This window comes from Crossiella sp. CA-258035 (assembly GCF_030064675.1).
Lineage (GTDB): Bacteria > Actinomycetota > Actinomycetes > Mycobacteriales > Pseudonocardiaceae > Crossiella.
Genome location: NZ_CP116413.1, coordinates 2103608 through 2127477, shown reverse-complemented (window position 1 = coordinate 2127477; position 23870 = coordinate 2103608). Strand labels below are relative to the sequence as shown.

Below are 23870 nucleotides of genomic sequence, written 5' to 3'. Positions count from 1 at the left end.
CTCGTGGCCTCGCAGGACGCGCCAGCGCCCGCCCAGCACGCGCCCGTGGTCGGCTTGGTCGTCTCCGGGGCAGGCGGGGCCGAGGGGCTCCTCGACGGCTTCGTCCGCCCAGCCCTGGCCCAGGGTTGGCGGGTGGCCATCACCCTCACCCCAACCGCCGCCAGGTGGCTGGAAGCGGCCGACCTCATCACCCCACTGGCAGACCTCACCGGCCTCCCGGTCCGCTGGGCCGCACGCCTGCCCACCGAACCCAAGCCGCATCCCCCGGCCGACTGCTACGCAGCCGCCCCGGCCACGGCCAACACCATCGCCAAGCTGGCCCTGGGCCTGTCCGACAACCAGGCCCTCACCCACCTGTGCGAAGCGGTCGGCATGCCCAGCACCCCGGTCATCCTGCTGCCCCGAGCCGCCGTGGACGCCACCCGCCACCCGGCCTGGCCGGGTCACCTGGACCGCCTCCGCGACGCCGGCGTCCGAGTCCTGCCCACCGCCAGCGGCCCAGTCCTTCCCTGGGACCAGGTCTTGGCCGCCGTGGCGGACGAGCTCAGTTAGTCCCAGCCTGCGGCGGAACGCCCATGAGCGCGGATGCCACGGTCAGGCACTCTTGACCGTAGGACCCGACCTCGGTCACTGCCCGCGCTCACCGCTGCCTGACGCGACCTCCGACCCAGCGCCGGGTGAGGTGAAGCCGTCGGCGATCGGCTCGCGCGAACGCGACACCGAAGCGGAACGCGCGGTGTGTGACAGCGGGCTGTTCTGAGCTGAGCCGATCGCCGCGAACCGACCAGGCGTAGTGGGTCCACGGGATGTGACGCCGTCGCGGTGGACACCTCCTCTCTTCAATCCACAGTGGACAGACATGTTCGTTGCTCGGGCACGGGATGGACAGGCGGTTGTGGACGCGGACGCCGGGGCGTCTTGGGCACGGCGGGGGCACAACACCGCGCCCAGGACGCGAGTGCCGGGGGCGGCACTCGACGAGGTTCGAGTGGTGGGCTTGGGGATCACCTCCGGGAGTTCGACGTGGGGCGGGGCGAGGGCTGGGCTGGCCGGACGCGGCCGCGTGATTTGTCGTAAATCGATAAATCAGGGGGGTTGAGACGCGTGGAACAGGGAGTTGCGGGGACTGGTTCGCCGACTCGATGGCTGCGGGCGGTGGCGGCGCTGGCGGCGTTCTTGGGCGTCGCGCGGCTGGTGGGGGTGGTCGTCCAGTCGGCGGTGGGACAGGGCGGGGTCCAGCTGGACGTGCTCGCCGCCACACCGGAGGGGGCTGGCACCGGGCTTCCGGGTTGGTGGCGGAGTGATCACCTTCCTTGATCGGGACGGCTCAGCGGAGTTCTTCTGGTTGGCGCTGCTGACCTGGCTGCCGTACGCGGTGGTGGACGTGGTCGTGCTGTTCCTGGTGGCGCGGGTGGTTCGTCTGGCGAACGTGGGTGAGCGGCCCCTGTTCGCCGCTACGACGGCCCGGTCGTTCCGGCGCATCGGTTTCCTGTTGCTGCTCGGCAACCTGGTCGCCGGTGTGCTCGATTCACTGGGACGGTCGGCGCTCACCGGGGTGGTGCTGACCAGGCCGTCGATGTTCCAGTGGCCGGGCGATCGCCTGGGCACTGGTCGTGCTGGCGGTCTCGGAGATCGTCTGGCGTGGTGTGGTGTCGCGCGAGGAAGTGGAGGGCACTGTCTGATGTCGCCAGCCGAGCTGGTCGAGGGCCATCGGGTTGAGGTGCTGCTGGACGAGCTGCTGGAGCGCCGGGGTATGACGCTCACCGAGCTGTCCCAACGGGTTCAGATCAGCATCGTGAATCTCTCCAATCTCAAGACCGGGAAGGCCAGGGCCATCCGGTTTTCCACGCTGACCCTGCTGTGTGAGGCGTTGCGGTGTCAGCCGGGCGAACTGCTGCGGTACCGGGATCGGTGAACCCTCCGGTGGACGGCCGGGCGGGTTCCAGTGTGGGCGGGATGGGTTGTTGCCGTTGGGGCGACGGCGGTTGTGATGGGGTGTGCGGTGGGTTGTTCCGGCTGGAGCCGCTGGGCTGGGCGGTTCACGGGAGCGGCTTCCGGTCGAAATCGTTGTGGTGCGATGGAGTGGTGTTCAGCTGAGCCGTTGGACCGCTGTCGGTGGGGCCTGCCGACGGCATGCCGGGATCGGCTCAGCCGGATGAGGCCGCCTGCGTGGGGATGACCAGGTCCATACCGGGCCGCTGGGAGTTGTTGATGGCGGCCAGCACGTCCTTCGGGGGCAGTCCGGCGTCGATGGCGCGGCCGAGCAGGGAAGCCAGCATGTGACCGGGCTGTGCCTGTTCCGCGCGTTCCAGGGCGATGTTGGCCAGCACCCCGTCGCCGCGGTGGTAGGCGGCGAAGGCGAGCAGTGTCGCCGGTTCGGCGCATTCCGGGGCCGGGGTCTCGCGGGTCAGCTCCAGCCACAGGCGTTCGGCGGCCTGACCGCTCTCCTTGCCGAGGGTCATGGTGAGCGCCACGTCCCGGACCCGGTGGTCGTTGAGGGCGATGGCGAGGCGCACCACGAGATTGTCGGTGATCTTGAACGAGCCGTCGGCGATGTTCTTCAGCTCGGCCTGGATGGCGCGGATACCGGCCCCCGCGGTCGGCATGCCGCCGGGGACCGTGTTGTCCGCGTGCCAGTCGAGTCGGCAGCTCCGGCGTTTCAGCGCGCTCTCCTCGCCCCGCAGGCTGTTGACCAGCGTCTCGCGCGAGTCGTAGGTGACACCGCCCGAGGCGACGGTGGCCACGTTCAGCAGTGAGACGTCCGGGTCCGGGACCACTCCGGTGAGGTCGGGGTGTTCGTAGTCCTGCCAGAAAGCGTTGTGGCGGGTGTGTTCCGCCCAGAGCGATTCCATGACCTCGACGCCTTGCTTGTGCAGTACCTGGGTGAGGGCGAGGACCAGCGCGCGACGCGGCGGCCGGGTGGGCAGGGCCACCACGGGCGCGGGCTCGCCTGGATCCGTGGGCGGCGCGGGTGTTCGGGTGCCGCCGCCGATGACGCAGAGCTGCACGGCGGTGGCTCCGCTGCTGAGGATGTTGTCGCACACGAACGCGATGAGGTCTTCCTCGTCGGCCACTTCGGGCAGTGGCGCGCGCAGGACGCGCTGGATCTCCAGATCGTCGCTGTTGGCGAAGTAGAGGACCACGAGCGAGTCGTCCGGGTGGTAGCCGATGAGGGGCGGGAGGGCGGCGATGACGTCACCGGGTTCCCGGAGCTTCACGGTTGTCGGTCGGGATGGGCGGAGTGGGGTGGCTGTGGCGGTGGTCATGGGTCGAGATTGGCGGGAGGGCGGGTGGGAAGGGAACTGGCGCGGCGGGGGGCTGTGGACAGGTGGCTGGTTGTGGATAGGTCGCGATCTTGGAGGTGGATTGGCGCGGGCGTGGGGGCGGAATGGTGTATAGGGCTGGCTCGGCGTGTGGTGGTGCGGGGCCGAGCCAGCCCTGGAGGTCGCGGGATGCGGCGGGATCAGCGGATGGTGACGGGGCTGCTGGTCGCGGTGGTGTTGACGGTCAGCGTGAGCGTGGCGGTGCCCGGACGCAGGGCGGTGAGGGTGTTGGTCGCCGGGTCGAAGGCGGCGATGTGCGTCGGCCCCGCGGTGGCCGGTGGGCCCAGGTGCAGGGCCGGGCTCGCGGTGTAGGTCGTGGCGATGGGGTAGCCGATCGGGAACGTCCGCGTGCCCTGGCGCAGGGCTGGGGTCAACTGGTGGCTGGTTCCCGGGGTCAGCGTGGCCGGGATGTCCAGGACCAGGCCGTCGACGTGCGGACGCTGTTCGGCCTGGACGGGACTGCTCCCGGCCGGATCGACGCGGAGCAGGGTCCAGCCGGTGAAACCGCCGTCAGTGGGTGCCGCGGCCGGCGCCTTCCCCGAGTTGCCGTTGATCAGGTACGGCACGCCGTCGCGCCTGGTCGCGTGGAACAGCCCGGCGTGCGAGGCCACCGAGACGGCCGGTTTCCCGGTCTTCGCCCGGAAGTCGGACAGCCAGGTGGTCAGCAGGTTCGCTTCCTTCGGGTCGGACAGCTCCGAGGCGCCCGAGGGTGTCGGGTCGTCGACCGGGTGGTGCATCGCGACCAGGACCGACTTGACGTTCGCATCGCCCGCCGCGCTGTCCAGGGCGGTGCGCAGTGCCCGCAGCTGGTCGAAGCCGCCGGCGCGGAGCGAGCCGAGCGCGGAGTCCAGCAGGATCAGCCGCAGGCCGTTCTTGTCCACCACCCGATGGGTCGCGCCGAAGTGCTTGCGGAACTCGGAAGTGTCGCCCGGCCCGTAGGTCTCGTGGTTGCCTGGCAGGTAGAACCACGGAATCCGGTCACCCAGCTCGCTGTCCAGGATCTGCCGCGCCAGGGCCATGTCAGCTGGGAGGGCGCGGTCGACCAGGTCGCCGTTGATGAGCACCACGTCGGGCCGGGCGGCCAGCGCCTCGCGGAGGGTGCGCCTGGCCTGCGCCACCAGCGGTCCTTCGGGGGCATCCGCGGTGAACTGGGCGTCGCTGACCACTGCGACGCGCACGGCACCCGGCCGGGGTTCCAGCGTGCCGGTGCGGATGATCGCCGGGTCCTGGGGCGTGGGATCGGCGGGAACGGTGATCGGAACGGCCGCCTGCGCGGTGAGGTCGGAGAAGGCGATCTTGCCCTCGTACTGCCGTTCACGATCGGTTTCCACCACGTAGAGCCGTTGCAGGCGGAGCTGGCCGGTCAGCGCGGGCGGGATCGGGGCCTCGACGTAGCGCCAGCCGGTCCAGTCGACCTGGCGGGCGAGGTCGATGACAGTGGGTGTGCCCGCGGCGTCCAGCACGGTCATCCGCAGCCACACCTTGCTGTTGTCACCGTGTGCCCACACGCCCAGCCGCTGGGTGCCCGGCGGCAGCGGGGCGGGCGGGTCGGCGTTGAGGTAGGCGGCTCTGGTCGCGGTGGTGCCGGTCAGCCGGTAGTTCAGGCTGACCGCCTTGCCGCCGTCGCGACCCGGCACCAGGGAGAGGTCGGCGCCGACCACGGCGGGGAAGACGCTGGCCTGCCAGCCGGTCAGATCGTCCATTGTGGAGACCAAGCGCGGGCTGACGCCGATGGTCACGCCGAGGTGCGTGGTCAGGCCGCCCACCTTCGCCTTGACCACGGTGGCACCGGACCCGGTGACGGCCGCGGCGACGAAACCGTTGCGGTCCTTGCTGATCTGCACCACTCGCTGGTCGTACTCGAGGGTCACGTCAGCCGGTTCGAGCCAGGTGCTGAAGCCGTCGGCGTCCTGCCCCAGGATCTGGAACCGGCCGCGCGCGCCCAGTCCGGACAGGGCGACGCGCTCGGTGTCGGAGTCGATGCGGGCGGCTTTACCCAATACGGTGAAAGTCGTCGATCCCTTGGCAGAACCCCGGGAAGCGGTCACAGTCGCCTTCCCGGAAGTGCTAGCGTGGAACACATCCCGCGACACCTTCCCTGCTCGTGTTGGGGTAACACGCCAGGTCGGTTCGCCGGGTACAGGGGCACCAGTCTCGTCGTGACCATGGGCAGTCACGGCACGGGTCTGACCGGCAAGCACTCGGTCGGCCGCACCGGCCCGGACAGCCGGTTCCACGCGGAAGGCGGTCAAGCGGCCGCTGCCGCGATTCGCGGTCAGGCCGATTCCGTTGGGCACCAAGCGTTCGCCACCATCGGAGGGCTGGTTGTGCACACCGGCGGCGCTGTCGCCGGGACGGCGGGCCAGCAGCGTGGACGAACCGCCGCCGTCCAGGTTCAAGGCGTCGTCGGCGCCGAACGAGCGCAGGAGCTCGGCGAGCTCGCGTTCGGTCATGCCGCGGCTGTCGGCCTGCCTGCCGTCGACCGTCACCATCCACAGGCGACGGCCGTCGGCGGAGAAGCCGATGGCGGTGCGCGGGTGCATGGTGGTGTCGTCGAGGTTCTGGACGACACCGTCCTTCACCAGCACCCGGTTGCCGCCGACCGCGGCGATCGGCACCGGGCCGTCGGTGCGCGGCTTGTAGGCCACCTCGACCCGCTGGCCCGGGACGAGGGCAGCCAGGCGATCGGCGCCCGCGTCGACGCCCAGCAGGTAGGCGGTGTTGGCCGGGATCGGTCCCTCCCCCGGGGCGGGGCGGACTGCGGTCACCACACCGTCGCGCAGTTCCACCTCGGTCGCCTTGGACGCGGCGCCCGTGGCGGTACGACGGGAGGCGTGGCCCCACAGCGCGGTGAACACACCGACGCCGTTGGCCGCGACGACCGGTGAGTTCAGGTTGGTGCCGGTCAGCCGGGCGCCACCGGGCAGGGTGACGGTCGCGTCGAGGAACACCTCGGCGAGGCGGCCCAGGTCGGCGGGGCCGATGGCCGCGGTGAGGTTGTGGCCGGCGGCCGGGGCGTGGCGCAGCGCGCCCGCGTCCATGCCGACGCCGAGCGGGGCGCCGGTGGCGTTGATGTCGAAGAAGTCGCCGTTGACGCCGGCGACCACACCGCGGGCGGCGGCCTGCTCGGAGAGCGGGCTGCGCGCGGCGACCACGCCTGGACTCAGGTAGGCCGGGCGCAGGGTGCCGCGGCCCAGGTCGGCGGTCAGGACGTCGCCGCGGATCCAGCCGCGGGCGTCCAGGCGGTCGAACTCGGTCAGGTCGAGGCCGGGGGCGACCGGCGAGGTCACTTCGGCCACCGGCAGGGCGTCCGCCCGGGGCGCGGCGGTGGTGAGGGTGCTGACGCCGCCGTCGGCGGTCGAGGCAGCGGGCGCGTCCTCGATCGGGCGGGGTCCCAGCGGTGCGGTGACGCCGCCTCGGTCGGCGATGGCCGGGACGGGGACGGCGGTGGTGAGGGTGAGGACCGACAGCAGGGCGACGGTGGCGCGCAGGGCTCGCACGGCGACCTCCGGATCAGGACGGACATCCAGCTCGGTGAATTGCCAACAGAAAGGACAACGCACCTGGAGGAAGTTTGACTAGCCGCCAGATGGACGTCGGATGACACGCCAGAAAAAGGGCGGACCTCCCGGCCCAGGGGGGTGAAGACCGGGAGGTCCGCAGGTGGCGCGCACTCTGGGGGGCGTTCTGGCGCGCCACGTCGGGGTCAGCAGTTGCGGCTGGTGTAGCTCCGCGTGCCGTAGTACAGGGCGGTGGCGCCGTTGAGGACGATGCGGACGGCGGCGCCGTTGAGGCGCTGCTCGTAGTGCAGGTGCGCGCCGGTGGAGCCGCCGGTGTTGCCCACGTTGCCGATCTGCTGGCCGCGCGTGACCCGTTGGCCGACGCTGACCCGCTGCGCCGACAGGTGGGCGTACCTGGTGCGCCAGCCACCACCGTGGTCGATCTCGATCCACCTGCCGTAGCTGGTGGAGCCGGTGTTGCCCACGACCGTCACCGTGCCGGCGGCCGAGGCGTCCACGATGTCTCCTTCGTCGTTGGCGCGGTTGAAGTCGAGGGAAAGTTGCGGGTTGTGGTTGGTGCGGGTCTGCCCGGACCAGACCTGCCCGCAGGGGAACGGCATCTGGAACGCGGGTGCGGCGCTCGCCGAACCCGTGCCGACCACGACGGTCAGCACGGGGGCGACGACAGCTCCGGCGAGCACCGCGGCAAGACGCTTGCTGGACATATGACCTCCGCAGGGATGAGGAGGTCACAGGACAGCAGCGGCTCGTACAACCCGCCTACAAACCATATACAAACTGCGACCATTTTTGGTTGAGAATTCTCGAAATCGGTTCAGATGGCTTGATCACCACTGGTTGCGCGGTTTGGGGGCGGCTGGGCGGGCGCGCGGACCAGGCCTGACCAGGAGACCGGCTGGGCTGGGAACGGAAGCTGGCCGCGGCCGGGACTGGGGGTGCGGGGCAAAGAACAGGCGGGCGGATGCGCGAGCCTGGTGAAGCCGGGACGAGTGGGCCAGGCGACGGGTTAGCCCAGACCGGGGCGGGGACGGAGCGGAGCGAGGGCAGGGCAGGGCGGGGGCCGGGGCGGGGCAGGGACGAAGCCGAGCAAGGGCAGGGCAGGGCGAGGGCGGAGCGAGGCGAGGGCGGGGCGGGCAGGGCGAGGACGTAGCGGGGCGCGGCCGGAGCGTGGCTGGGGCTGGACGGCCGAGGCCCCCGGGCTGTGTGCTCGGGGGCCTCGGGTGGAAACGGTGGGATTAGGAGCCGAAGGCGGCGCGGACCGCTGAAGTGCCGCCGACGACGGGGAGGGTGAACTCGGTCTGGTTCAGGTTGACCGACAGGCCGGCGCCGGGCTTGGGGCGCAGGGTGTAGTCGTAGTCGCTGGAGAGCAGGACGATGCCGAGCTTGTGGCCTGCGGGCAGCACGTAGTCGTCGGGCTGCATCTCCACGTTGATCCGGTACTGCACACCCGGGCGGAGGGGCTGGGTGCGGTCCTCGCGGTGGCGGTTCTGCGGGTCGGTCCAGCCCCTGGTGATGATGTGGTTCTTGCCGTCGGGGGCGCGGTCGACCAGCAGGGCCGTGACGTTGGCGGCCGGGCGGGTGAAGGACACCTTCAGGTCCACGCCGACGGCGCCGGAGATGCGCAGCGGGACCGCGGCGGGACCGCTGAAGTACGCCAGCCGGTGCGGGGACTCCGCGGCGGCGGTCAGGTCCTCGGCCTTCTTCGTGGCGTCGTCGACGATGTTCTCCAGGACCGGGCGGCCGTGCACGCCGTCGACGTGGGTCAGGGCGCCGGTGGTGCTGCCGCCGGGGCGGGGGTGGAAGCCGACCTCGCGGGTGCCGGGGGCGGGCCACTCGGCTTCCTGCACCCAGCTCTTGTCCTCACGCTGCAGCGTGGCGCGGGGCTCCTGCTCGACGCCGTTGCGGTGGTCGTACAGGTACCGGGTGAACCAGCGGTTGAGGGTCTTCAGCCATTCGTCCTTGCGGAGGCTGAACGGGTCCGAGTGGCCGGACTGGTGCCACCAGATCTTGTGCGGGGTGCCCTGCTTGCGGAGCTGCTCGTACCACTGGGCGGCGTGCTTGGTCTTGACGTTCCAGTCGTTGAGGCCGTGCACAACCAGGGTCGCGGCCTTCACCTTGCGGGCGTCGTTGAGGTAGTTGCGCTCGTCCCAGAACTCGCTGTAGTCGCCGGTGATCCGGTCCTGGGCGGCGGCGACCTCGGCGATGATCGGCTTGCAGATCTCGCGGTCGGTGCGGGTGTAGACGTACTCGGCGAGCACGTCGGCGTCCTCACCCTGGTAGGTGCCGGGGGCGACCACCGCGCCGTCGGCCCGGTAGTAGTCGTACCAGCTGCTGATCGCGGCGATCGGGACGATGGCCTCCAGGCCCTTGACCCCGGTGCTGGCGACCGCGTTGGGCAGGGTTCCGTTGTAGGACACGCCCATCATGCCGGTCTTGCCGGTGCTCCAGGTGGCCGCGGCGGCGGCGCCCTTCTCATCCCGCGCCGGGGCGCGGCCGTTGAGCCAGTCCACAATGGACTTCGCGCCGATGGTCTCGTTGCGGCCGCCGGTGGTGGGGCAGCCGGTGGACTCGCCGGTGCCGAGGGACTCGCCGTAGACCACCGCGAAACCGCGGGCGGTGAAGTACTCCTCGTAGCGGGACACCGGGATCGGCTTCTCCCGCGGACCGCCCACGGCCGCCTCGACCCGCTCGTCGGTGCGGGCGGAGGTGACCGCGCCGTCGCGGCCGGGACGCTTGGGCACGTGCAGCTCGACGTCGACGTTGTGGTTGGGCACGTCGTTGGTCGGCGCGTAGTAGGGGCTCGGCAGGTAGACCACCGGGACCTTCAGGCCCGCCGTGGTCGCCTTGGGCCGCACCACCAGCGCGTGCGCCTCGTCGTCCTTGCCGTCGCGGTCGGAGTCGACCGGCGCGCGCACCCAGACGTTCTCGCGCAGCACGTCCTTCGGGTCGAACACCGGTTGCGCGGCGCCGTCGGCGAACACCGGTCCGCTCGGCGGGTCGGCCAGCGCGGGCACCGCGATCAGCGGCAACACGGCGAGGGCGACCGCCACGGTCAACGGGACACTGCGAGCACGCCTCATGGGCACTCCTGATGATCACGTGTGCTGGTTGGCACCGGCACCCTTTCCCGAGGTGTGGCGCGTGTCAATAGTCCGTTGACCCGCTCCCAGGGGTTGGTCGAGACTGGACGGGTGACCTTGACCTCCGACGTGCGGCTGCCGCTCTACGGCAGCGATCACTCCCGGGGCGACCTGGCCTGGTAGTGGCGGTGGTTCCGCTCCCACCCCACCAAGTTCGCTCGAAAGGTCATTCATATGGACATGCGTTCCTTCATCGCTGCCCTGCCCAAGGCAGAGCTGCACGTGCACCTGGTCGGCGCCGCCTCGGTGGACACCGTCCTGGAGCTCGCCCGCAGGCACCCAGGCCGCGGCGTCCCCACCGAACGGGACGAGCTGGCCCGCTACTACGAGTTCACCGACTTCGCGCACTTCATCACCGTCATCGGCGCGCTGGGCCGGCTGGTCACCACCGAGGCCGACGTGGTCACCCTGCTGGTCGGCCTGGCCAGGGACCTGGCCGCGAACCAGGTCCGCTACTGCGAGGTCACCGTCACCCCGGTCAACCTGTTCAACGCCGGCATCGGCGACGAGGCACTGGTCAGGGCGCTGGCCACCGGCAAGGAACGGGCCGCGGCCGAGCACGGCGTCGAGCTCACCTGGATCTACGACATCCCCGGCGAGCAGGGTGTGGAGGCGGGCTGGCGGACCATCAACTGGTACCGCGAGCACCAGCCGGAGCACACCGTCGGCTTCGGCCTCGGCGGTCCGGAGATCGGCGTGCCGCGCGGTCAGTTCAAGCCCATGTTCGACCTGGCCCGCGAGGCCGGGCTGCACTGCGTGCCGCACGCCGGGGAGACCACCGGCCCGGAGACGGTGTGGTCGGCGCTGCTGGACCTGGGCGCGGAGCGGATCGGCCACGGCATCCACTCGGTGCGCGACCCCGAGCTGGTCAGCTACCTCGCCGAGCACCGCATCCCGCTGGAGATCTCCCCGCACTCCAACCTGCGCACCCGGGAGGTGCTCGACCTGGCAGAGCACCCGCTGCCAAAACTGTTGGCCGCCGGCGTGCCGGTCGTGCTCAACACCGACGACCCCGGCATGTTCGACACCGACCTCAACCGCGAGTACCTGGCCGCGCACGAGAAGATGGGCCTGACCGCGAAACAGCTGGTCGACATCGCCCGCACCGGAGTCGAGGTGTCCTTCGCCAGTGACGCCACCAAGGCGGCTCTGCTGGCCGAGCTGAACGCGGTCACCCTGCCCGGCTAGCCCATTCTCTGGAGAACCCACCACCGGACGGCTCCGCGTCGTCGCCGCGGGACTGGCATAATCTTCCCCGCGGCGGCGATGTGGGTGGGGGGTTCGGAAACGATGTCCGGTCGGCGGGATCAGCAGATCACCCCGACGGCGGACCCGACCCTGCGTCCACTGGTCGGACGACAGCCACTGCTCAAGGTCCTCGGCACCACGCTGAAGCGTTCCGCGCGCAAGACCTTCCACCTGGTGGAGCTGGTCGGCGAGCCCGGTGTCGGCAAGTCCCGGCTGGTCACCGAGGTGGCCGGCCGGGCCCGTGAGCTCGGCATGGTCACCCTGGCCGGGCGGGCCGCGGAGTTCGAGCAGGACGCGCCGTTCGCCGCGGTGGTGGACGCCCTCGACGACCACCTCGAGTCCCAGGTCGGCCTGCTGACCAGGCGGTTGCCGCTGCCCGAGGCGCGGCTGCTGTCCTCGGTCTTCCCCGGGCTGACCGTGGACCTGCCGCAGGTGCCGATCCCGGCCGGCGCTGGCGGCGCGCGCTACCGGCTGCACCGGGCGGTGCGCACGCTGCTGGAGGTGCTGGCCGAGTCCTCCGGGCTGACCCTGCTGCTCGACGACGTGCACTGGGCCGACGAGGCTACCATCGAACTGCTCGACTACCTGGTGCGCCATCCCCCGCGCGGGCAGGTGGTGATCACGGTCGCCTACCGGCCCGCCCAGGTCTCCGCGCGGCTGCGCACCGCGCTGACCCAGGTGCCCGCCGACCAGGGCACCAGGGTCACGGTGAGCCCGCTGTCGCAGAAGGAGACCGAGGAGTTCCTCGGCCCGGGGATGAGCCAGGCCAAGCGGCGCAGGCTGTACGAGTCCAGCGGCGGAAACCCGTTCTACCTGGAGGCGTTGTCCAGGGCGGAGAACGGCAACGGCAACCCGCTGTCCCCGATCACCGGCGACCTGGCCGAGGACGCGCTGCGCGATGTGCCGGACGCGGTCCGCTCCGCGTTGCAGGTGGAGCTGGGCCAGCTGTCCTCCAAGGCGCTGCTGATCGCGCACGCCGCCGCCGTGGTGGGCGATGAGTTCGAGCCCACCGCCGCCGCGGCCGCCGCCGAGCTGACCGACGCCGAGGCGCTGACCGTGCTGGACGAGCTGGTCGCCAGGGACGTGGTGCGGGTCGCGCCCACGCCGGGCCGGTTCCGCTTCCGGCACCCGCTGGTCCGGCACACCGCCTACACCTCGGCCTCGGCGGGCTGGCGGATGGCCACCCACGGCCGGGTCGCCGCCTACCTGCAGAAGCTCAACGCGCCCGCGCCGCAGCTGGCCCGGCACGTGGTCCGCTCGGCGGGCTTCGGCGACATAGACGCCGTCGGCGTGCTGACCACCGCCGCCCGCTCGGTTGCCCCGCGCGCGCCGATGACCGCCTCCTACTGGCTCACCCAGGCCCTGCGGCTTCTCCCGGACATCCCGGCCAACACCGGCGAACGCATCCAGCTGCTCATCGAGCTGGCCAGCGCCCAGGGCGTGAGCAGCCAGTTCACCGAGGCCAGGGACACCGCGCTGGACGTGCTGGAACGGCTGCCCGCACAGGCCTACCCGCAGCGCGCGATGGTCGCGGGCCACATCTACTCCAAGGTGGAACGGCTGCTCGGGCGTTCGGTCGAGGCCCGCGCCCGGTTGCAGCGGGAGCTGCGCGCTGTCCCCGCCGACCAGCTGCACCACGCCGGGCCGCTGTACCTGCGGCTGGCCGTGGAGGCCACCTGGTCCGGCGAGAACGCCGAGGCCACCCGGCTGCTCGGCGAGGTGCCCGTGGACAGGGTGCCGTCCACGATCGCCTACGCGGTCGCCGCCCTGGGACCGATGCCCGCGATCGCCAGCGGTGATGGCGCGCGTGGCCTGGAACTGCTCGGCGAGGCCGACCGGGTGCTGGCCACCGCCACCGCCACCGACCTCGCGCCCTGGCTGGACGCCCACACCTGGCTGTGCTTCAGCGACCTGCTCACCGGCCGCTACCGCAACGCGCTGCCCCGCTTCGAGCGGGTGGCCGACATCGCCCGCAACACCGGCCAGAACTACATCCTGCCGCCGCTGCTTTCCGGCCAGGCCCAGGCCGTGGCGGTGCTCGGTGACATGGACGAGGCGTTCACGCTGATCGAGGAGGCCATCGACGTGGCCAGGGTCGGCGGCTCGCCGCAGTCCCTGGCGCTGGCGCTGGGTTCCCGGTCGATGCTGCTGACCTGGTCCGGCGACCACACCGAGGCGCTGCGGGTGGCCGCGGAGGCCACCCAGGCCGGTGGCGACGTCCCCGAGTGGCCGAGCCTGCGGGCGCGGGTGGCCGAGGCGATCGCGGTGGCCTACACCGGTGACCTCGACGAGTCCGGCCCGGCCGAGGTGTGCGATCTGCTGGAGTCCGTGCAGCGGGACCAGCCGATGTTGCTGATTCTGTGCGAGACCATGGCACACCTGCTGGCCGGGGCGAACCGCTGGACCGAGGCCAGCGGCTGGGCCGAACGCGCCGAGCGGGTGACCGACCCCGCGCTGCCGATCAACCGGACGATGGCTGACCTGGTCAAGGCCCATGCGCTGACCGGCACCGACCCCGTCGCCGCCGCCGAGCTGGCGCTGCACTCGGCCGCCGTGCTGGAGCAGGCCGGGCTCAAGCTGGAGGCCGCCCGCGCCCGGCTGCGCGCCGGACTCGCCTACGCCGCGGCCAAGGACCGGGTCAAGGCACTGCCCGAGCTGGCGGCCGCGGCCGAGGCCTTCGCCGCCTGCAAGGCCAAGACCCTGCGGGCCGAGGCGCTGCGGGCCACCCGCCGCCTGGGTGTCCGGGTGGCCGTCCCAGGTGGACCGAAGCAGAGCGGGCCGTTCGGATTGTCACCGCGAGAACTCGAAATCGCGCGACTTGTGCTCGACGGGCACACCAACCAGCAGATTGCTGAGAAGCTGTTCATCGGCATCCGCACCGTGGAGACCCACGTGTCGCACGTGTTCACCAAGCTCGGTGTGACCTCGCGGGCTAGCGTCGGCCGGGTGCTCGGGCCCGCCCTGGACGCCCACGACCGGGGCTGAACCGACGGCTTCGTCCGGGTCGGGGCAGCTCAGCTGACCGACCCGGACGATTTGTCAGTGATTCCCACGATGGCACGGAGCAGGTCGGCTGGCCATGGTGGACACACACACGATGGTCAGGTGAAGGACCCATGAAACGCGAGATCCCGCTGTACACGCTCGACGGCGTGCGCGACGCGGTCGTGTCCACGCACCCGTTCACCACCGAAGACGGCCTCGGCCTCAGCCTGCTGCGCTTCCACCGCGGCGAGAGCCAGGACGTCGTGCTGCTCATTCCCGGGCTGACCCAGTCCAGCGACATGTTCATCATGCCGGAGCACCGCAACCTGGTCAGCTACCTGCTGGACAACGGTTACGGCGACGTGTGGTCGCTGGACAGCCGGCTGAGCAACCGGCACAAGTACAACCACGGCATGCACCGCTACACCCTCGACGACGTGGCGCACTGGGACAACGCCGAGGCGGTGCGCACCGTCCGCAAGGCGATCGGCCCGGACCGCAGGCTGCACGTGATCTCGCACTGCCTCGGCGCGGTCTCCTTCCTGATGGGCCTGTTCGGTGGCGTGATCGACGGCGTCACCAGCGTGGTCGCCAACAGCGTCGGCCTCACCCCGACCCTGCCCGCCTACGCCGCGGCCAAGATCGCGGTGGAGCCGAGCCTGCTGGAGTACGTGGCCGGCTTCGAGTACTTCGACCCGAACTGGGGCGACGCACCCCGGTTCACCAGGGCCTGGCTGCTGTCCAAGGTCATCTCCATGGTGCACCGCGAGTGCGACGTCTCCGCCTGCCACGTGCTCAGCCACCTGTGGGGCGCGGGCTGGCCCGCGATGTACCGGCACGAGAACCTGCTGGAGGTCACCCACCGCAGGCTCGGCGACCTGTGCGGCGGCACCGGCATGAACTACTACCGGCACGTGCGCAAGATGAACCTGGCCGGGCGCGCGGTGAAGTTCGACCCCAAGGACGAGCGGCACGAGGAGCTGCCCAACGACTACCTGGGCAACGCGGCCATGGTGGACGTGCCGATCCTGCTGACCACCGGCGACACCAACAAGGTCTTCGGCGACTCCAACGAGATCTGCTACCGCAGGCTGGAGAAGATGGCGCCCGGCAGGCACGAGTTCCGCATCCTGCCCGGCTACGGCCACCTGGACCCGTTCATCGGCGAGCACGCCGACATGGACGTCTTCCCGCACCTGCTCGACTTCATCAAGCGGCAGGCCGGTTGAGATGACCGAACACGTGGACGTGGTGGTGGTCGGAACCGGCTTCGGCGGTTCCGTCAGCGCCTACCGACTAGCCGAAGCCGGCAAGTCCGTCGTGGTGCTGGAGCGGGGCCGCAAGTACCCGCCCGGCTCCTTCGCCCGCTCCCCCGCGGAGATGCGGGGCAGCTTCTGGGACCCGGCGCGCAAGCAGTACGGGCTGTTCGACGTGTGGAGCTTCCGCGGCTTCGCCTCGCTGGTCTCAGCCGGGGTCGGCGGCGGCTCGCTGATCTACGCCAACGTGCTCAAGCGCAAGGACGAGCGCTGGTTCGTGCACGAGGAGCCGCTGCCCGGCGGCGGCTACGAGACCTGGCCGATCACCCGGGCCGACCTGGAACCGCACTACGACGCGGTGGAACGGATGCTCACGCCCGCTCCGTACCCACTCGACCACCCGGATTTCTCGGACATGCCGAGGACGAAGGCCATGCGCGAGGCGGCGACCGCGCTCGGCCTGGAGTTCGAACGACCGCCGCTGGCAGTCCGGTTCGCGGCTCGGCCAGGGGGCGAGCCGGGAACCGGGCTGCCGATCGAGGAGGAGTGGTACGGCAACCTGCACGGAGAGCAGCGCCGTACCTGCCGGCTGTGCGGCGAGTGCAACATCGGCTGCAACGACGGCGCGAAGAACAGCCTCGACCACACCTACCTGTCCGCGGCGAACGCCTACAAGGCCGACATCCGCGAGCGCAGCGAGGTGCGGGTGATCCGGCCGCTGGCCGGCGGCGGCTACGAGGTGGGCTACCGCAGGCACCAGGAGGACGGCCGCACCACGGCCGCCACCATCCGGTGCGACAAGCTGGTGCTGGCCGCGGGCACCTTCGGCACGCTGCACCTGCTGCTGCGCAACCGGCCGCGGCTGCCCAGGCTGAGCAAGGCGCTGGGCACCAGGTTCACCGGCAACGGCGACCTGCTGACCTTCCTGCTCAAGGCCAAGGACCGGGACGGGATGCGCGACCTGGAGGCCAACCGGGGGCCGGTGATCACCAGCGCGATCCGGGTGCCGGACGCGGTGGAGGGCGAGGGGATCGTCGGGCGCGGGCACTACATCCAGGACGCGGGCTACCCGAGCTTCGTGTCCTGGCTGGTCGAGGCAGCCAACGCGCCGAGCCAGCTGACCAGGATCTTCGGCTTCGCGGCCAAGCGGCTGCTGAACGCGGTGGACCGCTCGCCGAGCGCCTCGCTCTCCCACGACCTGGCCGGGCTGCTCGACGACGGGGTGTTCACCGAGAGCTCGGTGCCGCTGCTGGGCATGGGCCGGGACGTGCCGGACGGGGTGGTCCGGATGCGGGACGGCTGGCTGGACATCGACTGGACGACCGAGTCCAGCCTGGAGTACTTCGGCGGGGTCCGCGCCACCATGCGCGGCATCTCCGAGGTGCTCGGCGGGGAGTACCACGACAACCCGATGTGGCTGACCAAGCGGATCATCTCGGTGCATCCGCTCGGCGGGGCGCCGATGGGGCGGCACCCCGGCGAGGGCCTGTGTGATCCCCACGGCGAGGTGTTCGGCTACCCGGGGCTCTACGTCGCCGACGGCGCGGCGATGCCAGGACCGGTGGGCCCGAACCCCTCGCTGACCATCGCGGCCTGGGCGGACCGTCTCTGTGACCGGCTCCTCGGGGGAGGGGGGCCAGCGCACGGAAGCACGGTCGAGCCCATTGACCCGCACCGTTCGGAGGGAGCGGTGCGGGTCCCCGAGGAGGAGCCGGCCGGTCGAGGGGGGCCGGCCGGCTCCGCCGGGCTGTCCTTCACCGAGGAGATGTCCGGCTCGTTCGCGTTGGGGGAGAGCGAGCCGAGGCAGGGCGAGCTGGTGGGGCGGCGGGACGAGCGGGGGCTCACCTTCCGCCTCACCATCTCCATCGAGGACATCGACCGGTTCCTGGACGACCCGAGCCACACCGCCACCGCCACCGGCTGGCTGCACTGCGACGACCTGGGCGGCCGGGTCTCGGTGCCGCACGGCCGGTTCCACCTGCTGGTGCCGGGTTCGGCGACGGACACCCGGCACATGTACTACCGGCTGTTCTTCGACGACCTGGCGGGCAACCCGCTGACCCTGACCGGGCGCAAGGACCTGCACGACGACCCCGGCCTCGACCTGTGGTCGGACACCACCACCCTGCAGGCCTGGCTGCACGCCGGGCACGTCTACGAGGACGAGGACCCCGGCCAGGCGATCGGCGCCGGGGTGCTGCACATCAGCTGGCGGGACTTCCTGCGGCAGCTGGGCACGATCCGGGCGACCGGGCCGGACCCGCTGAGCACCATCGAGCGGTTCGGGCGGCTGTTCCTCGGCCGGTTGTGGGAGGTCTACGGCCCGCGCGGACCGGAGGACGAGGAGTGAGCGGCGGGCTGGCGCTGGTGCTCTCCGGCGGCGGGGCGCAGGCGGCCTACTTCGGCGCGGGGGTGGCGCAGGGGCTGGCCGAGCTGGGGCGCACGCCGCGGATCTACTCCGGGACCTCGGCGGGCGCGCTGAACATCGGGCTGCTCGCCGGGGGCATGGCGCCGGACGCGCTGGTGCGGCTGTGGGCGGAGCTGGGTCCTCGGACGTCTACCGCTTCCGCGCCGACCTGCACCGGCTGCTGCGGCCCTGGCAGCTGCTGCGGCTGGCCGATGACCTGGTGGGCAACGCGCTGGGCGCGATCGGCTGGACCTGGCTGCTGGACACCGCCCCGGCCCGCAAGACCCTGGCCAAGGTGCTCGCCGGGGATGAGCTGCTGGTCGACGACGAGGTGGTCGCGGTGGTCTCCGCGGTGGAGCACGCCACCGGGCACGTCACCCGGTTCACCAACGTGCTGCCGCCGGAGCACCGGCGCACCGACCGGTTCCGGCGGGTCGAGCTGACCGTGGACCATCTGCTGGCCAGCGCGGCGGCCCCGGTGCTGTTCCCGCCGGTGGAGATCGACGGGGTGGAGTACACCGACGCCGGGCTGGTCGCCAACACCCCGCTCTCGCCCGCGCTGGCCTACGAGCCGGACACGGTGGTCGTGGCGGCTTCTTCCCGGCGGCAGCCCACGGACACACCGGACTCGCTGGACGAGGCGCTCGGGCTGCTGTTCGCCAACGTGGCGCGCTTCGCGGTGGAGCAGGACTTCCGGCACGCGCAGACGGTGAACAAGCTGGCCAAGGCCGGGGCCACGGACAAACGTCAGGTGGAGCTGGTGCTGGTGGAGCCGAGCGCGGACTTCAGCATCTCCGGCTTCGTCCGGTTCTCCCCGGACACCGCGCGGGCCGTGGCCGAGCACGGCCGGTCCAGGGCGCTGGAGCTGCTGGGCTGACGCCGCCGCCACACCAGCACCGCCACGACCAGCAGCAACACCCCGAGCAGGCCGAGGCTGACCCAGCTGGACACGGTCGCCACCAGCTCGTAGGAGCGGCCCGCGGCCCAGCCGACGAGCACCCACAGCGCACCCCACACCGGCGCGACCGGCAGGTTCCACCTGGCGAAGCGGTGGTACGGCAGCCCGGCCATGCCGGCCAGGCGGGGCACCAGGGTGCGCGCGCCGACCACCCACTGACCGAGCAGCACCGCGCGCTCGCCGAAGTCACCGACCAGGCCGGTGATCCGCTGCCAGCGGGCCGGGCCGATCCGGCGGACCGTCCAGCTGCGCGGCAGGTCGCCCTCGCCGCCGAGGCTGCGACCGCGCCAGTAGGCCAGCTGCGAGCCGGTCAGCGCGGCCGCCCCGGCGGTGATCATGGCCGGGACCAGCGGCACCGTGCCGAGCTGGGTGAGGAAACCGAAGACCAGCAGCGCGCTCGCGCCCGGCAGGATCACGCCGATGACAAGTGCGGCCTCGGCGACGAGCAGCAGCCCGACCGCCAGGCAGACCAGCAGCGGCGGGAGCCCGCTGAGCTGCTCCCGCAGCAGCTCGATCATGTCTTGGGACGCCGGCACACGTAGGTGATGGCCGGCGGCACGTTGCGCCAGACCACCCTGGTGAGCAGCACCTCGTCGAAGACCGACTCCAGCAGGATGCGGAACTTGCGCGCGCCGACCATGCCGAGCGCGTGCACGTAGGCGAAGGTGGTGAACACCCCGGTCTGGCCGATGCCGTCGGCGACGTGGCCGATGATCTGCCGCTGCACCTGCTCCGGGATCAGCACCCAGGGCAGGCCGGAGACGACCGCGTCCACCATGCCGGGTTCGCCCACACCGCGGTCGGCGAGCACTTTGTCCAGGTCGGCGGCGTTGGCGTTGACGACCTCGATCTTGGGATGGGCGGCCTGCACGTGCATGGCCAGGTCCTCCTCCAGCTCGATCGCCAGGTAGCGGCCCCGGCCACCCAGCCGCGACTCGATCGCGCCGCTGACCGCGCCGGTGCCCGCGCCCAGCTCCACCACCAGCGGCTCACCCTGGCCGGGCACGACCGAGGCGAGCCGGGCCGCGAGCGCCGGGGAGCTGGGCACGACCGCGCCGATGAGGCTCGGCTGCCGCAGGACCGCGGAGACGAAAACGGCCAGCGAGCTGCGTGGTGGGGGTGCTGATGTCACCGCACCAGACTGCCTTATCGCCGCCTGTGATGTGCACGGGGATGTCCGATCTCAGGGCTTTTTCAGGGCTAGCGTCGATCCATGAACGCTCTCCAGCAGGTGTGGGGCGTGCTCGGCGGGAACCCCGCCGATCTGGCCTCGGTCACCGTGACCAGCCCGGACGAGATCCTTCCTTCGATCTTCAAGGTGACCGAGGCGGCCACCGCGGTGGTGGCGGCGGGCTCGCTGGCCGCGGCCAGGCTGTGGCGGACCCGTGGGGGTCCCGGCCCTGAGGTCACCGTGGACGGCCGGGCCGCCGCGGTCGCCCTGCGCAGCGAGCGCTACCTCCGGATCGACGGCGTCGTGCCGCCGGTCTGGGGGCCGCTGTCCGGGGACTACCCGACCGCGGACGGCTGGGTGCGGCTGCACGGCAACTACCCCGCGCACCACCGGGCGGTGCTGACCGCGCTGGCGGTGCCGGAGTCCGAGGTGGCCGCCGCGCTGCGCACCGCCTCGGCGCTGGCGGTGGAGGAGGCGGTGCTGGCCGCCGGTGGCGCGGCCGCCGCCCAGCGCACCCGCGGCGACTGGCTGGGCACACCGCAGGCCCGCGCGCTGGCCAGGCTGCCGCTGATCGAGCTGACCTGCCGTTACGACACCCCGCGCCGCCCGCTGGGCCAGGCGGAACGGCCGCTGGCCGGGGTGCGGGTGCTCGACCTGACCAGGGTGATCGCCGGACCGGTGGCCGGCCGGACGCTGGCCGGGCACGGCGCGGACGTGCTCCGGGTGGGCGCTGACCACCTGGCGCTGGTGGAACCGCTGGTGGTGGACACCGGCTTCGGCAAGCACTTCTGCCACCTGGACCTGCGCGATCCGGCGGCCAGGGACACCCTGCGCGAGCTGGTCCGCCAGGCCGACGTGCTCATCCAGGCGTTCCGGCCGGGCGCGCTGGCCCAGCTCGGCCTCGGCCCGGACGACTGCGCCGCGCTCAACCCCGGCCTGGTCACGGTGTCGGTCAGCGCCTACGGCCAGGCGGGCCCGTGGTCGGGGCGGCGCGGCTTCGACAGCCTGGTGCAGGTGGCCACCGGCATCGCACACGAGACGGCCACCGCGGCCGAGGCCGACCGCCCAGTGCCGCTGCCCGCCCAGATCCTGGACCACGCCACCGGTCACCTGGCCGCGCTGGCCGCGGTGGAGGGACTGCGCCGCCGGTCCCAGCACGGCGGGTCCTGGCACGCCGAGGTGTCGCTGGCCCGCACCGCGGCCTGGCTGGACGGGCTCGGCCGCCACGACGGGCTCGCGCTGCCGGAGCCGAGGGTCGAGGACCTGCTGACCGAGACGGACACCCCGTTCGGCCGGGTCCGGCACGCGCGCCCGGCGGGCACGATCGCGGGTCAGGCGCCGTACTGGGCCAACCCGCCGCACCGGCCGGGCGCGGATCCCGCGGCGTTCCGCTGAGGCCGCCTCAGTCGGCCAGCAGCCGCTCCACTGGCCGCTCGGCCACCTCACCGGCCGGCCGGGACAGGTAGAGGTCGGTGTGGAAGTAGCCGGTGGACTCCTTGTCCCGCACCGGGATTCCCGCGGAGGTCAGGGCGTGCACGGTGGTCCTGGCCTCCTCGGCGGAGGCGAAGCGGCGCTGCCGGAAGGTCCGGCCGGAGAGCTTCTCGGTGACCAGTCCGTGCTTGCCGAGCGCCTCGGCGATGGCCCGGTAGGACACCCCGCGCAGCACGAACGCGGCCACCCACGGCGGGCGGCGCACGCAGTCGAGCAGCCGCCGGAAGGTCAGGTGGGTGATGTAGCCGACCCCGCCGGTGACCGTGACCATGTTCGTCTCCGCCACGGCTTCACGCAGTCCCGCGCTGGGCTCGGCGTGCTCCAGGTCCTCACCGAAGCCCGCGTCCAGCATCCCGGCCCGCTGCGCGTAGGCGACCGCGCGGGCCGAGCGGTCGATGCCCACCGTGCGCGGGGCCTTCGGGCGTCGGCGGCTGCGGAAGAAGGTGTGGTCCCGGGCGGCGAGGTCCTGCGCCGAGGAGGAGTCCACCTCGGCGTAGCGCACGTACAGGTCGTTGAGCACCAGGTCGTGCCGCAGCAGGGCGGTGTTGACGCCGTAGGAGCAGCAGAGATCGGTCACCGTGGCGCCGGTGGCCGGCTTGGGGCAGAACTCCAGCAGCCTGCGGAAGACCTGCTGGGCGTGGTGCGGGATCTGGTACTCCAGGGGGCGCAGCGTGCCGAAGTAGGCGCGCGGGTCGTGCTGTTCGTAGATGTGGTCGAAACTGGCTTTTCCGGCCAGGAGATGTCCGCTCGACTCGGTCTCACGGGCTACCACTCGGGCTCCTTCGGATGACCTCGGTTGGTACGGTCTCCTCTCGGAAACTAGTGGGTTCGCTATCTGTAGAACCGGCCGTGATTAGGCGAAACATCACGTTTGGCCGGGCTGCGGTTCGGGCAGCCAACGCAGGGCGAGCCACAGTTCGGCGCGGGTGTCCGCGTCCTGCGGATCGCAGTCCAGCAGCCGGGCAGCGGTCGCCACGCGGTGCCGCACGGTGTTGCGGTGCACGCCGAGCACCTGGGCCGCGGTCTCCCAGTTGCCACCGGCGGCCAGCCAGGCCCGCAGCGTCTCGGCCAGTGGAGCCGGGTGCCCGGCCAGCGGCGCGAGCCGGGCGCGCGCGAACTCCGCCGCGTCCGCCGCGGGCACCAGCCCGTCCAGTCCGCCGCGCGGCGACTCGGTCAGCGAACGGCCCTGCGCCACCGCGTGCCGCAGCAGCCGGGTCATCCGGCGGGCCGCGCCGGGCACCTCGGCCCAGCCCACCGGCGCGCTGGCCGCGACCAGCCAGCGCGGGTCCTCGGCCAGCGCGCTCCGCCCGGCCGCCGGGACCAGCGCGCGCACCCCGCCGTCCTCGGCGAACCCGACCAGCGGGGTGCCCAGCCGGGCGGCGACCTCGGCCCGGTCGACCTCCCCGGTGGTCCCGGCCCGCCGCGCCCGCACCACCTGCCACTGCCCGCCGGGCGACACCCCGGCCGCGGCGGCCACGTGCGTCTCCACCTCGGCGGCCGCGCCGTCGAGCACCAGCGCGAGCAGCGCCGCCACCGGCTCCCCCACCGGCGCGGGCAGCCGGTCCGCGCCGCTGAGCACGGTCAGCAGCGCCACGCCGACCTCCAGGATCGCCCGGTCCGCGGTGCCGAACCCCGGTTCCCGGCCCGCGAGCAGCACCCGCCCGGTCCGCCCCAGCGCCTGCGCCACCACCTGTCCGCCGGCCCGGTGCGCGGTCGCCGAGGACGGCCCGCCCGGCGTGAGCAGCCGCGCCACCAGCTCCTCCACCTCCTCCGCCCGCGCGGGCACCGCTCCCCCGCTGCTCAACCGGCGCCGCCCGTCCGCCAGCACCGCCCACCCGCCCAGTGCCGCGGCCAGCTGCCGGACCACCGCCGACACCCCGTCCGGCCGGGCCGCCGCCCTGGTCAGCGCGGCCTGCGCGACCGAGATCCGGTGCTGACCGGCCCGTTCCTGCGCGGCCAGCATCAGCGAGACCACCTGGCTGATCACCAGGAACGAGGTCCGCTGCGGCACCAGCAGCAGCGGCAGCCCGTGCCGGCGGCAGGCGGTGACCAGCTCCGGCGGCACCTCGTCGTGGACCGGGGTCACCCCGAAGCCCAGCGCCGCCGCCCCGGCCGCGACCAGCCGCCGGACGTAGCGGTGCGTCTCGGCCCTGGTGTCCGGGAAGTCCACGCCCGCGGTCAGCAGCAGCTCGCCGCCGGTGAGGTAGTGCCCCGGGTCACGCAGCTCGCAGATGTGCACCCACCGGATCGTGCGGTCCTCCGCGGGCCCGCTCAGCTGGGTCAGCCCGAGGTCGGCGCGGGCGAGCACGTCGTGCAGCCCGATGGTCACCGTGGCCATGCCGCACTCCTTCACCGGTGGACGAATCGTCC

General features: G+C 72.2%; 15 protein-coding genes and 2 pseudogenes. 9 read left to right on the top strand and 8 right to left on the bottom strand.

Translation table 11 applies throughout. From position 1 onward, the window contains the following. Positions 1-3: 3 nt before the first annotated feature. Positions 4-552 (top strand): flavoprotein, encoded by a 549-nt coding sequence (locus tag N8J89_RS10300; RefSeq protein ID WP_283664101.1) that lies wholly within the window; start codon positions 4-6, stop codon positions 550-552. A 748-nt stretch (positions 553-1300) separates the two neighbouring features. Beyond that, the gene (locus tag N8J89_RS41730; protein WP_349497463.1) at positions 1301-1915 is read left to right on the top strand and encodes a helix-turn-helix domain-containing protein; all 615 of its coding nucleotides are present in this window, start codon (positions 1301-1303) and stop codon (positions 1913-1915) included. 232 nt (positions 1916-2147) lie between these two features. Here N8J89_RS41730 and N8J89_RS10290 read toward each other — a convergent pair whose 3' ends face one another. From N8J89_RS10290 to N8J89_RS10275, 4 genes are all read right to left on the bottom strand, one after another. Beyond that, positions 2148-3218, bottom strand: a complete 1071-nt coding sequence (locus N8J89_RS10290) for a DUF4192 domain-containing protein (RefSeq protein WP_283664100.1) — start codon at positions 3216-3218, stop codon at positions 2148-2150. A gap of 245 nt (positions 3219-3463) precedes the next feature. After that, positions 3464-6823 (bottom strand): phosphodiester glycosidase family protein, encoded by a 3360-nt coding sequence (locus N8J89_RS10285; protein ID WP_349497462.1) that lies wholly within the window; start codon positions 6821-6823, stop codon positions 3464-3466. A 206-nt stretch (positions 6824-7029) separates the two neighbouring features. Then, positions 7030-7548 carry a M23 family metallopeptidase gene (locus tag N8J89_RS10280; RefSeq protein ID WP_283664099.1) on the bottom strand — a complete coding sequence of 173 codons (519 nt, stop codon included), beginning with the start codon at positions 7546-7548 and terminating at the stop codon, positions 7030-7032. A 531-nt stretch (positions 7549-8079) separates the two neighbouring features. After that, a complete protein-coding gene (locus tag N8J89_RS10275; RefSeq protein WP_283664098.1) occupies positions 8080-9924 on the bottom strand; it encodes a Xaa-Pro dipeptidyl-peptidase in 1845 nt (614 codons plus the stop codon). Between the two features lie 234 nt (positions 9925-10158). Between N8J89_RS10275 and add the strand changes: the two genes are divergently transcribed. The 6 genes and pseudogenes from add to N8J89_RS41890 form a co-directional block, all read left to right on the top strand. After that, positions 10159-11172 (top strand): adenosine deaminase, encoded by a 1014-nt coding sequence (gene add, locus N8J89_RS10270; RefSeq protein WP_283664097.1) that lies wholly within the window; start codon positions 10159-10161, stop codon positions 11170-11172. Between the two features lie 102 nt (positions 11173-11274). After that, positions 11275-14217, top strand: a complete 2943-nt coding sequence (locus N8J89_RS10265) for a helix-turn-helix transcriptional regulator (protein WP_283664096.1) — start codon at positions 11275-11277, stop codon at positions 14215-14217. A gap of 131 nt (positions 14218-14348) precedes the next feature. Continuing rightward, positions 14349-15446, top strand: a complete 1098-nt coding sequence (locus N8J89_RS10260; protein ID WP_283664095.1) for an alpha/beta fold hydrolase — start codon at positions 14349-14351, stop codon at positions 15444-15446. Between the two features lies 1 nt (position 15447). Continuing rightward, entirely contained in the window at positions 15448-17823 is a 2376-nt protein-coding gene (locus N8J89_RS10255; RefSeq protein WP_283664094.1) for an FAD-dependent oxidoreductase, read from the top strand. Next, positions 17781-18077: pseudogene (locus tag N8J89_RS41895) on the top strand (patatin-like phospholipase family protein); the annotation flags it as partial. The gene N8J89_RS10255 and the pseudogene N8J89_RS41895, both read left to right, overlap by 43 nt. Continuing rightward, positions 18005-18430 (top strand): annotated as a pseudogene (locus N8J89_RS41890) (patatin-like phospholipase family protein); the annotation flags it as partial. The pseudogenes N8J89_RS41895 and N8J89_RS41890, both read left to right, overlap by 73 nt. 197 nt (positions 18431-18627) lie before the next feature. On the opposite strand, the gene N8J89_RS10245 reads toward N8J89_RS41890, so the two are convergent. After that, entirely contained in the window at positions 18628-19356 is a 729-nt protein-coding gene (locus N8J89_RS10245) for a DedA family protein (protein ID WP_502868435.1), read from the bottom strand. Beyond that, positions 19353-19970, bottom strand: a complete 618-nt coding sequence (locus tag N8J89_RS10240) for a class I SAM-dependent methyltransferase (RefSeq protein WP_283664092.1) — start codon at positions 19968-19970, stop codon at positions 19353-19355. Before N8J89_RS10240 ends, N8J89_RS10245 begins: the two co-directional genes overlap by 4 nt. Before the next feature lie 81 nt (positions 19971-20051). Here N8J89_RS10240 and N8J89_RS10235 point away from each other — a divergent pair, with 81 nt between their 5' ends. Further along, positions 20052-21404, top strand: coding sequence for a CoA transferase (locus N8J89_RS10235; protein ID WP_283664091.1), 1353 nt, complete (start codon positions 20052-20054; stop codon positions 21402-21404). A gap of 7 nt (positions 21405-21411) precedes the next feature. Here the strand turns inward: N8J89_RS10235 and N8J89_RS10230 are convergent, their stop codons facing one another. Both N8J89_RS10230 and N8J89_RS10225 read right to left on the bottom strand, forming a co-directional pair. After that, positions 21412-22272 (bottom strand): class I SAM-dependent methyltransferase, encoded by an 861-nt coding sequence (locus tag N8J89_RS10230; protein WP_283664090.1) that lies wholly within the window; start codon positions 22270-22272, stop codon positions 21412-21414. Positions 22273-22365: 93 nt separating this feature from the next. Further along, the gene (locus N8J89_RS10225; RefSeq protein WP_283664089.1) at positions 22366-23838 is read right to left on the bottom strand and encodes a PucR family transcriptional regulator; all 1473 of its coding nucleotides are present in this window, start codon (positions 23836-23838) and stop codon (positions 22366-22368) included. Positions 23839-23870: the final 32 nt, after the last annotated feature.